This is a genomic window from Gudongella sp. DL1XJH-153 (genome assembly GCF_049310905.1).
Lineage (GTDB): Bacteria > Bacillota > Clostridia > Tissierellales > Tissierellaceae > Gudongella.
In genome coordinates this window covers 1-12,396 of the sequence record NZ_JBMEMN010000052.1, presented here as the reverse complement: position 1 = coordinate 12,396, position 12,396 = coordinate 1, and the positions used below count along the sequence as shown (strand labels likewise).

15 protein-coding genes and 1 tRNA gene are annotated in these 12,396 nt (G+C 37.9%); 7 read left to right on the top strand and 9 right to left on the bottom strand.

Annotated elements, in window-relative coordinates; genetic code table 11:
- Positions 1-267: 267 nt before the first annotated feature.
- Positions 268-344 (top strand) — tRNA-Arg (locus ACOEN1_RS12980).
- A gap of 108 nt (positions 345-452) precedes the next feature.
- Here the strand turns inward: ACOEN1_RS12980 and ACOEN1_RS12975 are convergent.
- The 5 genes from ACOEN1_RS12975 to ACOEN1_RS12955 all read right to left on the bottom strand — a co-directional run bounded on the left by ACOEN1_RS12975 (position 453) and on the right by ACOEN1_RS12955 (position 4,141).
- Complete coding sequence (locus ACOEN1_RS12975; protein WP_422487329.1) at positions 453-1,751, bottom strand: site-specific integrase; 1,299 nt, start codon at positions 1,749-1,751, stop codon at positions 453-455.
- A gap of 68 nt (positions 1,752-1,819) precedes the next feature.
- Positions 1,820-2,014, bottom strand: coding sequence for a hypothetical protein (locus tag ACOEN1_RS12970; protein WP_422487328.1), 195 nt, complete (start codon positions 2,012-2,014; stop codon positions 1,820-1,822).
- A gap of 63 nt (positions 2,015-2,077) precedes the next feature.
- Positions 2,078-2,266: a hypothetical protein gene (locus ACOEN1_RS12965; protein ID WP_422487327.1), complete on the bottom strand. Its 189-nt coding sequence runs from the start codon at positions 2,264-2,266 to the stop codon at positions 2,078-2,080.
- 61 nt (positions 2,267-2,327) lie between these two features.
- Positions 2,328-2,519, bottom strand: a complete 192-nt coding sequence (locus ACOEN1_RS12960; protein ID WP_422487326.1) for a helix-turn-helix transcriptional regulator — start codon at positions 2,517-2,519, stop codon at positions 2,328-2,330.
- Between the two features lie 623 nt (positions 2,520-3,142).
- Positions 3,143-4,141 (bottom strand): reverse transcriptase domain-containing protein, encoded by a 999-nt coding sequence (locus tag ACOEN1_RS12955; RefSeq protein ID WP_422487325.1) that lies wholly within the window; start codon positions 4,139-4,141, stop codon positions 3,143-3,145.
- Between the two features lie 223 nt (positions 4,142-4,364).
- On the opposite strand from ACOEN1_RS12955, the gene ACOEN1_RS12950 reads away from it, so the two are divergent.
- Positions 4,365-5,108: a helix-turn-helix domain-containing protein gene (locus ACOEN1_RS12950; RefSeq protein ID WP_422487324.1), complete on the top strand. Its 744-nt coding sequence runs from the start codon at positions 4,365-4,367 to the stop codon at positions 5,106-5,108.
- A gap of 419 nt (positions 5,109-5,527) precedes the next feature.
- Here the strand turns inward: ACOEN1_RS12950 and radC are convergent, their stop codons facing one another.
- Positions 5,528-6,136 (bottom strand): RadC family protein, encoded by a 609-nt coding sequence (radC, locus tag ACOEN1_RS12945; protein WP_422487323.1) that lies wholly within the window; start codon positions 6,134-6,136, stop codon positions 5,528-5,530.
- Positions 6,137-6,356: 220 nt separating this feature from the next.
- Positions 6,357-6,836 (bottom strand): HIRAN domain-containing protein, encoded by a 480-nt coding sequence (locus ACOEN1_RS12940; protein WP_422487322.1) that lies wholly within the window; start codon positions 6,834-6,836, stop codon positions 6,357-6,359.
- Positions 6,837-7,221: 385 nt separating this feature from the next.
- Here ACOEN1_RS12940 and ACOEN1_RS12935 point away from each other — a divergent pair, with 385 nt between their 5' ends.
- The 3 genes from ACOEN1_RS12935 to ACOEN1_RS12925 all read left to right on the top strand — a co-directional run bounded on the left by ACOEN1_RS12935 (position 7,222) and on the right by ACOEN1_RS12925 (position 9,790).
- Positions 7,222-7,809 carry a hypothetical protein gene (locus ACOEN1_RS12935; protein WP_422487321.1) on the top strand — a complete coding sequence of 196 codons (588 nt, stop codon included), beginning with the start codon at positions 7,222-7,224 and terminating at the stop codon, positions 7,807-7,809.
- Between the two features lie 60 nt (positions 7,810-7,869).
- The gene (locus tag ACOEN1_RS12930) at positions 7,870-8,511 is read left to right on the top strand and encodes a type I restriction-modification system subunit M N-terminal domain-containing protein (protein WP_422487320.1); all 642 of its coding nucleotides are present in this window, start codon (positions 7,870-7,872) and stop codon (positions 8,509-8,511) included.
- 100 nt (positions 8,512-8,611) lie between these two features.
- Positions 8,612-9,790: a hypothetical protein gene (locus ACOEN1_RS12925; RefSeq protein WP_422487319.1), complete on the top strand. Its 1,179-nt coding sequence runs from the start codon at positions 8,612-8,614 to the stop codon at positions 9,788-9,790.
- A 98-nt stretch (positions 9,791-9,888) separates the two neighbouring features.
- On the opposite strand, the gene ACOEN1_RS12920 is transcribed toward ACOEN1_RS12925, so the two are convergent.
- Positions 9,889-10,530 (bottom strand): helix-turn-helix domain-containing protein, encoded by a 642-nt coding sequence (locus ACOEN1_RS12920; protein WP_422487318.1) that lies wholly within the window; start codon positions 10,528-10,530, stop codon positions 9,889-9,891.
- 118 nt (positions 10,531-10,648) lie between these two features.
- Between ACOEN1_RS12920 and ACOEN1_RS12915 the strand changes: the two genes are divergently transcribed.
- Positions 10,649-11,089, top strand: a complete 441-nt coding sequence (locus ACOEN1_RS12915; RefSeq protein WP_422487317.1) for a hypothetical protein — start codon at positions 10,649-10,651, stop codon at positions 11,087-11,089.
- A 57-nt stretch (positions 11,090-11,146) separates the two neighbouring features.
- Positions 11,147-11,434 carry a hypothetical protein gene (locus ACOEN1_RS12910; RefSeq protein WP_091264108.1) on the top strand — a complete coding sequence of 96 codons (288 nt, stop codon included), beginning with the start codon at positions 11,147-11,149 and terminating at the stop codon, positions 11,432-11,434.
- A 68-nt stretch (positions 11,435-11,502) separates the two neighbouring features.
- On the opposite strand, the gene ACOEN1_RS12905 is transcribed toward ACOEN1_RS12910, so the two are convergent.
- A partial coding sequence (locus ACOEN1_RS12905; RefSeq protein WP_422487316.1) for a recombinase family protein occupies positions 11,503-12,396 on the bottom strand: 894 nt, incomplete at its 5' end.

The following is a 12,396-nucleotide window of genomic DNA, read 5'->3' as shown; positions in this document are numbered from 1 at the left end:
GAAACAAAGATAATAGAGTTCGACAAACGAGTCGCAAAACGAGCAAGAAAAGCCAAAGAAGCAGGGATACAAAACATCAGATTCATCAATACAGCAAAGAAGACAGGTACAGCAGTACTGTTAAAGTCAGTACGAGGAATCTAAAATATATGTACGGAGAAGCTATAATTATTTTTATCCGACAGTAAATTGACACTATCGAGAAGATGAGGTTCATTGACAACAATATCGCCACAGGTTATACTATTATAGTATTAAATCAACTGTGCGCCCATAGCTCAGCTGGATAGAGTAGCTGGCTTCGAACCAGTTGGTCGGGGGTTCGAATCCCTCTGGGCGTACCAAATAGAAGTATTGAAATGACTGCATTGTAGCGTTTTAGCTTTAGGGTTGAAGGAGAGAAAATCCTTTCCCCGGAGCAATAGCGGAGCAATGCAGTCTTATGTTTGCCTTTATTTTACTTCATAAGGTATAAAGATGTCTCTTATTGTGTCATGATTCTTGAAGGAGTTATTATCAGGAGTTAAGAGATAGTTTGAATCAAGTTTGAATAGTTTCGTAAGAATTTCTCTGGAAGAGTCCACCATTGTGTTTGAAACGTGGCTATAAATATCTAGCGTTGTTGAGATAGTGGAGTGCCCCATAATGGACTGAGTAACCTTTGGATGGACATTATTTTCGGCAAGCCTTGTTGCATAGCTATGGCGAATGCCATGGAAACTGATTGGATCTACTTCAGCTCTCTTTAGAACATTTCTCCATGATCTAGAAACATTTGCCTGCATCAGGTGAGTTCCATTCGTGGATTGAAATACTATGTTATATTCCTTACTTGATTTGCCAGCCTTGAGGTTCTGCTGGAGCATTCTTTGTTTGTGTTTTTTGAGAAGTACAGCAAGCTCTTCTGTGATTGGTACATATCTATTGCTGGACTTGGTCTTTGGTTCCTTGATTTCCCTTACATAATTGTTTCCCTCATCATCTCTGTTTTTGAATTGAGTAATTGCCTTGTTCACATGGATAGACAGGTTCTCAAAATCTATGTCATCCCAAGTAAGTGCTGTGATTTCGCCTTTCCTTAGACCTGTAAGCATATCCGTTAATATCAACAGCTCTGTTGTGCTTTCAGTATTTATGGCTCCGATTATCTTCAGCTGTTCTTCAGCTGTATAGAACTTCTTCTTATCTTTGATCTTCTTGAAGTTAATGTTGCAATTCAAGGAAGGGTTTTTCATGATGTATCCATCAATGACGGCTTCATTCAGTGACATACGTATGGTTTCATGTAAATGCTTGATGGTGCTTGGACTCAAACCACCTTTTCCATCCAACCTACCAGAGTCATACTTTTCTGTATACATATCATCAATCATTGGCTTTTTAAGTTTCTGGATCTTCACATGTCCAATTGATGGAATGATATGCTCATATACATGATATTCCAGTGTATCAAAGTTCTTATTGCTAACTTTGTTCTTCTTTTTCTTTAACCATAATTTGAGATATGCTGCATAAGTTATATTGGTTTTCTCCACGTAGGTTCCATTTTGAATAGATGCTTCAAGCTCCTTCTTTTTACGAGTGACCTCTTGCTTTGTCTTCCCAGAAAAATAGACTCTGTTAAGAGAACCATCAGGCTTTAATCCAACAGTGATGATTCCTCTCCATCTATTTCCCTCATTGAAAATCGTTCCTTCACCATTGCCTCTGGTCTTGTTTTTTTGACCTCTTTCTTGTGTTTCCTTTGTCATCTTCGCTTCCTCCTTTTTGGATAAGTTCATAAGTGGACAAGCTATGTGCCCCCTCATGGCAATTTTTTCTAATTCATTTCCGTTCTATACGCTTCCATTTTTTTGATGACTCCAAGTTTCGTTTTATCAGTAAAGGATTTTCTTATAAGCCTCCCATCATCATGTCTGCCAATAGTGATTTGTCCTACCCAATTATCCTGTGATCTGTAAATAGTACCAGTACCGTTTGCTCTTCTCTTCTTATTCTTTATCATCATCTTCATTTCAAATCCTCCCTAAAGTTTGTTATAAAAGGGGCCAGGTTATATGACCCCTCATAGCTATTCTTATTGATGATTGAGTGATTCCATAAATTCATCTATTCTCTTTTCAACCTCTTCAGTAGTGTTACCGAAGAAGGCTTCGTGGAATAGGGTTCCATCTGGCCTCTTTCCAATGACATATTTTCCTCTTTGCGTAGGGATGTTTCCCTTAGCATTATTGCATATTTTCGATTGCTTCCTTTTCTTTTTCAACTGTGAACCCCCTTTAACAATAGTTTTCATTCTTTCAGACTAAAATAGACATTGTGCTTGACTACATAGTTTGATGTTTACGAAGCCATTCAATAGCATCTTCCTTAGCAATTCTGATGCATCCTGGCGTCGGTCTAAAAGCAGGGAATCCATTTGCATGTACTAGCTTATAGGCGTTCGTTTTGCTTATTCCTATTAGTTCAGCAAACTGAGTTACATTAATAACCTCTGTAATTACTTGTGTCTTTGTCATATCTTTTGTACCTCATTATTTTTAATGGGTCTAAGCCTTATCTTGGTCTTTTCTTAATCTTTGTCCAGGTCTCTTCTTCCTGATTTTGGTTTTACTAGTTTAATATTTCTAGGCATATCAGCTAAGGTCATTCTTCAGCTTAGGTACATACCTCAATTGAGCGAGAGATTAATCTGAGGGTCCAGCCTCTTATGCCAGACCCATCATATACAAACAGCTCCTTGCTGGTACTGGGCTTGCTCAAATCGATGGATAGATAAGCCATCCGAACATACCTTCACAAATCATTTTCTAGGATATCACCACCTTTTTTGAAACATGGAGCACAATATACACTCCTTTAGTCGAGCACTACCATAATGTAGCACCCCCTTTGGATGCGGGCCGGCCGGCGGTGAAACAACTTCTTCTCCGTTCCTACATACCATATAGCACACCAATGGATCCTCCTTCTTATACCGATGTATATCTTCGTTACTATAGAGGTATCCATTTCAGGCACGAGGCCATTCTTTCGGTTGCTATTGTGCGAGCCTATATGTGCTGCTCCTGAGACAGGGGTTACCTCCTGCAGCACAACTCTATCCCTGATTCATTTGCGATACATACATATTTACTGGATACTAATCCCTGATGTCATTCCACTCTCCATAGGGTTTAGTAATCCAATCATCTTTGAACAATCTATCCCAAGCATCACCTCCTAAAGTTTCCTCAACAATTCTCTTGGCCTTGAATTGGTAGTTTGGATATCTTCCTCCCACTGTGTAGTGGAACAGTCTGCTTCTTATGCAGTCCTTAATCTTTTCCTCGGAGTCGGCCTCAAGAATCTTTCTCCTCAAATCTCTTTCGGCGTGATAAGATGCTCTCACACTTAGACCCTTATTACCTTTGGATATCCTTAGCCCCAGATAGGTTGTTTCTTTCTTTTCCAAGTTTGATCTCCTCGCCTCTTTCCATTTGCACCAAAGCCCTTTCTTTCTCAGTTCAGTCTTAAGCTCCGTTATTGCCTTCTTAAGCTTCTCCTTGGACTTGGCAACAAGGAGTATGTCGTCGCTGTATCGAGGTGAATACACTTCATTTTCTCCCTGGAAGAGGTTGTCCATATCCGTAAGGTATAGGTTGGATAAGGTGGATGAAATTGGTATACCTTGGTATATCCCTTTGTCCAGGTATGTCAGTGATCCATTATATTCATATGGAACCTCAATACTACGCTTAATGTCATCAAGGCATTGCTCTGAGACCAAGGGTTCAAGTTGCCCATACAGTATTTCTCTGTTTATGTTATCGTAGTATTTGCTGATGTCTACCTTATATACAAGGTTGTAGCCTTTGGAAATTAGTTGCTCTAGAAATGAGACAACATCTACAATAGAGACTCCTTTTCTGTAAGCAAAGGTATTGTAGGCTAGGTGGGGATTGATACGTTCATTGAGTTCGGGGAGAAGCGTCTTTCTCTGATATTGCTTGTCTGGCTCTTTTAGGATAAATATTGCTCGTTTCTTTCCTGGCTCCTTCTTGGGAATCATTGCTTTTCTCACAGGCGAAGGATTGTATTCTACTAAATCCCTTTCTTTCTTAGACAAGTTTATATCATAGTCATCCATTGTTGTTTTCATCCGAATCAACTCCATTTCTTATTTTTTTCTACGGATATTCAATTTTCCTGTGATCCTCCAGTTGTAGCTGGATCAGCTCTGCTTTTAAGCATTAATACACACCTCCTTACTATTTATACTCAATGGTATCACAAAATTACTGTATATGCAAACATTAATTGCGACACAATATTCTCTTGAATTTTGTCTGTGAATAGTGTATTCTGAAAAAGAGGTGATAAACGTGAGTAATTACTCCAAGCATGAGGCAAACAAAATCATTGGTAAGAGATTGAAGGATTTCATAAAGTGGAGAGGATATAATTACAAGAATGTAGCGGAAGCTATTGATATGAGTCATGGATACATACGACATCTTGTAGGAGGTAGGTATACACCGTCGGCAGTAACCATAATCAAGATAGCAGTCTTCCTGGATATTGAAATTCAAAAACTTGTGGATGGTATTGAAAACTGGATAGTGCCCAAAGGCTTAGATTTCTATTCAGAGCAACTTAGTGCATCAGATATAAACCTCTACTACAATAAAATGGAAGATGCCAAAAAACAGTATCTAGATGATAATCCAGAAGCAGCTAAAAATCTAGGAACAATGGGTTATAATGAAGAAGATGAAGACCAAGAAATTAAGGTTCCAGAAGCAAAACCAGGTTTTCGTCTGGTGAGAATGTCCAAACACACGATTCATGACAACTCACTGGACTTGCTGGGAATACCAAAGTCTAGTGTCCTAGACACCGTACCTACTGATGTGGATAAAATAGTAGATGGGAAGATATACAGGATATATACTAGTGATAGAATCTACTACAGGAAAGTAGTAAGGGTTGATGACACACTGGTCCTTATTCCTTTTAGCAGTGACTACAGGTACACAATTGTCAAATTGAATCAATCTGAAGTGAAGTCCATCGATGAGGTAAGGTATGTGGGCTTCTCCATTGATTTAAAGATTAAGACAGATTAAGAATTGATTTATGTTATATTGTCCTACAACCCCCACCAAAGGCATACGAAAAGTACTTTTTGCTGTTAAGGACAGTTCTAGCATCCATGAGACCAAAAAATGTCTATTTTTAGGGATTCTCAAAATAATTGTTGTTTAATTTATGGGTTCATTGTGCAAATCCCTCAATATAGTAGGTATTATAAGATTCGGGTCTAGAGTCCATTTCTTTCAGTAATCTACATTATATATACAGATTCTTGAGCTACATCCTTCACACATATACCTGTCACATTCACTAGAAGCTGAGTACCCATCATCTGAAGTGACAATGGGTATGCAAGTCTCCATAAATAGGGTGCAGTTGTTGCATATGAAATTGTCCAAGGGAACTGATCCCACATACGGACATATGGTTATGAGGTGGAGAGGGGAGGGATTCATATCTCCCCCAGCTCCTTAAGGGACACATATGACCCATTGCCTATGATCACATGGTCCACGACCTTGATACCGATGATGTTACCGGCATCTACAAGCCTCTTGGTTACACTAATATCCTCACTTGATGGTGTGGCATCTCCACTTGGATGTGGGTGTGATAAAATAAGGCGGGCTGAGTTCCTTCTAATTGCTAGCTTAAAGACATCTCTAGGGTGTACAATGGCTTGGTTTATGGTTCCCTTGGATATTTCAACAATATCTATGACCTGATTCTTGGTGTCCAGCAGCACCACGCTGAATGTCTCAACCTCCTGATGCATCTGCTTGTTCTTCAGTAGATCATAGACAACCTCAGGAGAGGTTATCCTTACTCCCTTGTAGACCTTTGCCTCATATAGCCTTCTTGCAATTTCTCGATAGGCCTTGATTTGTTCAATCTTGTGTCTTGGCAGACCGAAGTTTTCAAGCTCTTCAGGGCCAGAATTGATTAGTATCCCTGATAGACTGCCAAAATACTCCGTAATGGACTCCAGAATCTTTTCATTGTTCTCGGATAAGGCAAGCTTCAGTAGGTTCTTATTTGACATGGTTTCGTAGTTTAACATAATTGATCCTCCTTAGTAATTTATATGCCTCTCAGAGCCTATAAGAGGCTACAGGAGACGTTTAAACAGCTTAGCAATACGCACGTTCGACTGAGAAAACAAAAAGCCCCAGAGAGCAACCTCTGAGGCATCTTGATTTCAACATATATTAATAATTGACAACTACAATATGATGGGATACACTGTAATTGAGCGCAGTGGTCCCTTCGGGGGCCTTTTTCTATATACAAGCATAATAGAGCTTGACCCCGAAGATTCCATTCCATCCTTGCGAGAAGGAGAAATCAACTACAACAACCTCCTTTCCACTGTCAATTTCAGGTGCAAGTACCTGGGCAAGATCCCTGGGTAGATAGCCAAGTTGGGCAGACATATTGTCTACTCGATCAGCATCAACCCGTATTGCATTTGCATCATAAGTGTTATCACTCTCCCTTCTAAGATTTAGCCAATAGAGACCTTTTGGGAGCCTGGACAATCTCTCGATAAGCATTTGTCTTGAGCTTCCGTCATCATTGGAGAAGGTTACTCCACGTATAATTGATACAGAGGTCTCCAACTCCTTCTTTAGGAGTCTCCAACACAATTTTAGGAGTGTACTCCAGGACACACATACCTTGATGCCCATCTTCCACAGCTGATGAGACCTCCTCAAAACGGAGGAAGCCATGCTTCTTCTTGATGATTCTTTTCTTGACATACAACTCATCCTTTCATTTAGATATTAATAAAGCCCAGACCAGAATGACATGAGCAATTATCCAATTAGCACCTCACCAAAGAGGGGGGTGGGCTCGTTAGGAATTATTTCACAGAGATGGTAATGTACTAGGTGCCCTCGAAAATTATTCATATTTTAACTATTAGAGGTAATTTCCAGACAATTTCCAGACAAATGATTTCCTATTATAGGAATTATCTGACAAATATGTTACAATAATAATAAATAATTTTTCTTAAGTACTGAGTAATCTTAAAACAGTAGTAATACATTAGTTCTTAATTTCTATTAGGATTGCTGATGGTTAGGGACATGATAGTATATTATTTACTCAAAAGAAATTTGGACAATAGGAGGATATTCTATGCCTTATTATGTTATTGATAAGTACCCTGTATTTTTGACCAGAAAAAAATATGGCATACTTCGGGAGGAAGCTTTAAAAGACAAAGATTTAATGTTTAAAATGAAGAGCACCATGAAATCTAATTACCATAAGGTTAAAGAGAATGAAGAAGCAAAATCATTAATGTATGATATGTTAAAATCCGAATATGATAACAACGAGGAAAATTTCATGTTTAAATGGGTGTATTTTGACATGAATGGCGAAGAAGGCAAAGAAAATATATGGAATTTATTAAGTGACTATTGTACATATTATGGACATTCATATTTAGAGGAAATCAGAGATTTATCAAGCTCAATGATTAGGGATATATTAGGAGAATCATATAAATATCCGATGGGGGAACTATTTCTATTGGTTCATGAAGTTAAACCAGTTCAATGGTATTGGAAATACACGGCAAAGATGAAGAATAGATACATCCGAGCTATTATAGATACTAAAAGAGTAACTTCTATTAGTGGTGTGTTAAAGGAATTCAAAATTGAGTTTGACAATGGAGGCTATATTATTTTTAGTGAAAATATTGTGATAGCAATATAGCCATACTTATCTTAATTTTAGTTTTATAATGATTATAATTTTTTGACAAGGAGGGAACACATGGCTGAGAATACAGGCAATATTGGTTTTGAAGAAACCCTTTGGAAAGCAGCAGATAAACTAAGAGGAAGCATGGATGCATCTGAGTACAAGTATGTTGTGCTTGGATTGATATTCCTTAAATACATATCCGATAAATTCGAAACCAAGTTCAATGAACTGGTTGAAGAAGGAGAAGGCTTTGAAGAAGACAGAGATGAATACTTGGCTGAGAACATCTTCTGGGTTCCCAAAGAAGCCAGATGGTCATATATCATGGATAATGCGAAAGATCCCAAGATAGGCCAGTTTATTGATGATGCTATGATACTTATTGAAAAAGAGAACCCATCCCTCAAGGGAGTATTGGATAAAAGATATGCCAGACCTGAGCTTGATAAGAGAAGACTCGGGGAGCTTATCGACCTTATTTCTACAATAAAGCTACACAATAACGGTGAAAAGGATCTCCTAGGAAGAGTATATGAATACTTCCTTGGACAGTTTGCATCAGCAGAAGGAAAGGGCGGAGGAGAGTTTTATACTCCAACCAGTATTGTAAAGACATTGGTAGAAATGATTGAGCCATACAAAGGTAGAGTATATGAGAGAATCATACAGAGATTGATACAATTTAATGAACATCAAAAGTGTTGTGCATAGGGGTATGCAAAGTACAAAAAGGGTATGCAGATTAGAAGCCGGTATAATCCGGTTATTTTTGTATGAAGTAAAAATTTTAATAGTATGAGGTGAACGGAACATGGATTATGAATTTCTAAAATTACTAAAAGATAAAAAAGTAGCCGACTCTTATCAATTTTATGATTCTTGTAAATACAAGCTGTATTTAGCGGAGATAAGCCTTAACGCTTTACAAAAGGTCGTAGAAAAATACCATGAATCAGAATCAATAGAAGTTCAGAAAGTATATTCTGATGCGATTAACACTGGACAAGGAACATTTAAGATAGGAAGCAATTTTGTTGATTATCTTGGGTTCGAAATAGGTGTTACAGTAATCATTGATAAATTGACAATTGAAATTATGGGGTTATTGCATAATTTCTTCGATACTTTTGCGCAGTGGATTAATTCTAGTCTACTCGGAGAAAAAGCTCTTCATATAAAGAAAGCATCACTTTTTAATGTAACAAACGAAATTCAAAAGTTCCCTGAGTTTACAGGCCAGTTTATAACTGATTTTAAGGGCTTAGCAACCATGAGTGAGTTTATTTATATTTCTGATTTTAACAACACACTTAAGCACAGATATCAAATATATGTTCAGAATAAGTTTGATATTTTAAAAACGAAGGGTGATGTAAGCATCCCAGATTTTAGTAAAGATGGGCGAGTCCACTTGAAAAAGGAGGCCCTTACAACTATAAAATCTGACTTGGATTTTTGCAAAAATATCTTAAGGGATTCGAAACAATATATTGAAGACTTTTATGCTGTCCGAGATAGTAATTATACTGGATCTCGTATGTACAATCCTAAAACATATATGGTGTTTAACAGCAGAGAGGATTTTAAACTGTTAAGGAGTCCACAAAACCACTATTATTATCTTGAAGTTGATTCATCTAATATCATGACCGAGTATCAGATAATGCTTGCATCAGATAGAATGGACGGGACGGAAGATCAAAGTATTGAAGTCTATAATTCCGTTTACGAGGTTATTATGCTAAGAAAAACTGGTACGAGTGAAATTATTGGAATTTTAAAACCCAATGATGCAGATAAATTTGTCTTCAACGATGAGCATAACTTGATTTATCGAAAATATACACCTATGTTATCGGGATATGAATCCGAGATGTTTAATGCAATTTTTGAAGATGAATTCCATTACTATCCTTTCCTAAGCGATTTGGAAGCCGTAGTTTTAAATCAAGACAAACAGAGTACATCTACGAAAAATGATAAAACCTAATTAAAAGAGACTAAACCCAAAACCACTGAAGTAAATGATCAATGGTTTTGGGTTTTGAATTTTTCTTGAAAGCGGCGTCCTATTCAAAAGTAAATAGCTCAGCGTATAGAGAGAGCGTCTTGTGGTGGGCTAGGATAGATTTCATTTATCAACATTACAAGAGCTTCGTTCAATTCATACCGTTCAATTTTACCTCGATACTCCAAATCACGCATGTAATCAATTGCGCTATCCATGTCTTCAAATAATCGATTCTCTCGTTTCGGCATCATTGATGTAAGATAAAGATCATGAAGGCTATTAAAAAAATTGGAGAAACCCTCAGCGGTAAGAAACGTGTTTAAGGACTTTCTATTATCTTCCCACATGTAGCTGCTATCATTTTCAGGATGTGTAATTTCCATGATGGCTTTCAAAGCATCCCCACTTAAGCCCGTGAAATTACATGCTTTCTCCAACGAAAATGAGTTTTCATCAGTTTCACCAATTAGATATCCAATATCTACATTAAAGAAATCAGCAATGAGAACTAAGGTGTCAAACTTAGGAAAGCTAACTTCTCCGTTTTTATGGACAGCTCCGATATTCAACCATCCGCTAACAGCCTTTTGTCCATACCTAGTTCCGTATTTGGTATTTAATGCTTCTGCTAGAGAGGATTGAGTATACCCCCCAGCTTCCATGCACTTTTTCAATCTTTCATTCCAGAATTTCGCTTTTTTCCTCAATAAGTCGTCCATGGGATAAAACGCCTCCTTTAATATATATATTATGTCATTTATAAGTCTTGTGCAACATAAACCATAATGATAATATTTAGTTATAGAAGAACCAGTAGAAAATCGTGGAGGTGCAGACATGGATATTCAATCAAGAGCAAACCATACTATTGACGGAAACATAAATGAGAATAAAAAGAAAAGCTTTATTGAAAAAGCTAAAGAACATAAGAAGGAAATAGCAATTGGGGCAGTGGCTATACTTTCAGTGGTGACGATTGTGCTTGTTGTAAAAAATAAGGCTACCATAGAAGCAGCCATCAAATCAACACACACTAAGAATGGTCTAACAAATAGTTTAAAAACTAGAAATAATGTTGCCCCAACAATATCAGTAGTAACCCCTACAAACGTTCCAAGTAATATTCCAATTGTAGAAATCAATGTCAGGGGCCATATTCGAAATCTCCCTGAAGGTTGGAACCCCTCGGCAAGTAATAAAGAAGTTGCAAAAAAATTAGGGTATTGCTTAGACGAACATCAAACATGGGTAAATCCTTATACAAAAATAGCAGCTTAAATTGCTAAGGATAAGCATACAGTGAATTGTCGTAAAAGGAGCAGAAAGGATGGTCAAATGAAAAGAAAGGAAGTTTTATATGCACTTCGAGCAGGAGAATTTGATGGGATAAGTCATTCATATGAGCCATATAAAGGCTATGGGAAAAACAGTCATCAGTTGGAAATGAGTGTCTCTGGCGGAAGTATTGAAGTCACAAAGGTTACAACAGGAAAATCCTTTAACGGGAAGGAAAATGAGAGATGGGAAGATAGAACACCTGAAGTATTAAGTGATTCCAAGGCGTTAGATTTTATTGAGAGTCATCCTTACTACTTTTCACAAAGAAGACCCGATTTGTTTTAGAACGAAATGTGGAGCCTTAATAGAAGAAAAACAGCTCGCCATAGTGCGGGCTGTTTCGCTGTAAAATGTTAGATATTTATTTCTGTCCCGTTCTTGAAAACAAAATTCATATCGTCGGCGCTATTGACTGTCACGTGCTCAATCATACTGTGCCAGAGGAGTGGATCAAAGTCTGTGAGCAGTTCATCTTGCTTCTTAAGTTCGTCGAGAAAAGCTGTCATTGTTTGGCGTCTGGTTACTTTTTCTTTAATCTGCCCGGATACATTTTCTAAATCTTCTTTGGTAGTGTCAAACCTCTGTACCAAGCCATCGTATCTTCGTTGGTACTCTCCTTGATCTAAGGCAACATTGGCGTTTTCATTAATGCATTGTTGTATCAGCTCAGTGACAATCTCCATTTCATTCTGAAGCTCGGCCTGTTTGGTTTCTAAGGGACCAGTGTCATAAAGAATATCCTTCATGGATTCGAAGTTTGCTATGATTTCATCCTTGTCTTCCAGGAGCTTATTAGTAGCCTTCACGAAGAGTTCTTTTATAGTATCTTCATCGAGGTGGGGAGTGGAGCATTTTTGCTGTCCGTTGAACTTGTGGTTGCATTGCCAGACTGTACGTCGGTATTTACTGTTTGAATGCCATACCTTTGAACCGTACCAGCTTCCACATGCTCCACATTTTATCTTGCCAGAGAATATATGAACACCGCTGTGACGATTGTTTGCAGGGTTTCTCTTTTCTAACTCGTTCTGGACCAGGTCGAAGACCGCTGGCTCGATAATCGCTTCATGGTTATTCTCAACATAGTATTGAGGGATTTCACCCTCGTTGGCTTTCTTCTTTTTTGTAAGGAAATCTACGGTGTAGCTTTTCTGCAAAAGTGCATCTCCCTTATATTTTTCATTTGTGAGGATGCGCTTGATGGTGCCTGCGTTCCATTTATCTTTCTTGGCGGGTGATAAAATGCC

Bases quoted from the DNA above. Each gene is read 5' to 3' on its own strand.
- ACOEN1_RS12975 (WP_422487329.1), bottom strand. From the start codon at position 1,751: ATGACAAAGGAAACACAAGAAAGAGGTCAAAAAAACAAGACCAGAGGC.
- ACOEN1_RS12970 (WP_422487328.1), bottom strand. From the start codon at position 2,014: ATGAAGATGATGATAAAGAATAAGAAGAGAAGAGCAAACGGTACTGGT.
- ACOEN1_RS12960 (WP_422487326.1), bottom strand. From the start codon at position 2,519: ATGACAAAGACACAAGTAATTACAGAGGTTATTAATGTAACTCAGTTT.
- ACOEN1_RS12955 (WP_422487325.1), bottom strand. From the start codon at position 4,141: ATGAAAACAACAATGGATGACTATGATATAAACTTGTCTAAGAAAGAA.
- radC (WP_422487323.1), bottom strand. From the start codon at position 6,136: ATGTTAAACTACGAAACCATGTCAAATAAGAACCTACTGAAGCTTGCC.
- ACOEN1_RS12940 (WP_422487322.1), bottom strand. From the start codon at position 6,836: ATGTCAAGAAAAGAATCATCAAGAAGAAGCATGGCTTCCTCCGTTTTG.
- ACOEN1_RS12935 (WP_422487321.1), top strand. From the start codon at position 7,222: ATGCCTTATTATGTTATTGATAAGTACCCTGTATTTTTGACCAGAAAA.
- ACOEN1_RS12930 (WP_422487320.1), top strand. From the start codon at position 7,870: ATGGCTGAGAATACAGGCAATATTGGTTTTGAAGAAACCCTTTGGAAA.
- ACOEN1_RS12925 (WP_422487319.1), top strand. From the start codon at position 8,612: ATGGATTATGAATTTCTAAAATTACTAAAAGATAAAAAAGTAGCCGAC.
- ACOEN1_RS12920 (WP_422487318.1), bottom strand. From the start codon at position 10,530: ATGGACGACTTATTGAGGAAAAAAGCGAAATTCTGGAATGAAAGATTG.
- ACOEN1_RS12915 (WP_422487317.1), top strand. From the start codon at position 10,649: ATGGATATTCAATCAAGAGCAAACCATACTATTGACGGAAACATAAAT.
- ACOEN1_RS12910 (WP_091264108.1), top strand. From the start codon at position 11,147: ATGAAAAGAAAGGAAGTTTTATATGCACTTCGAGCAGGAGAATTTGAT.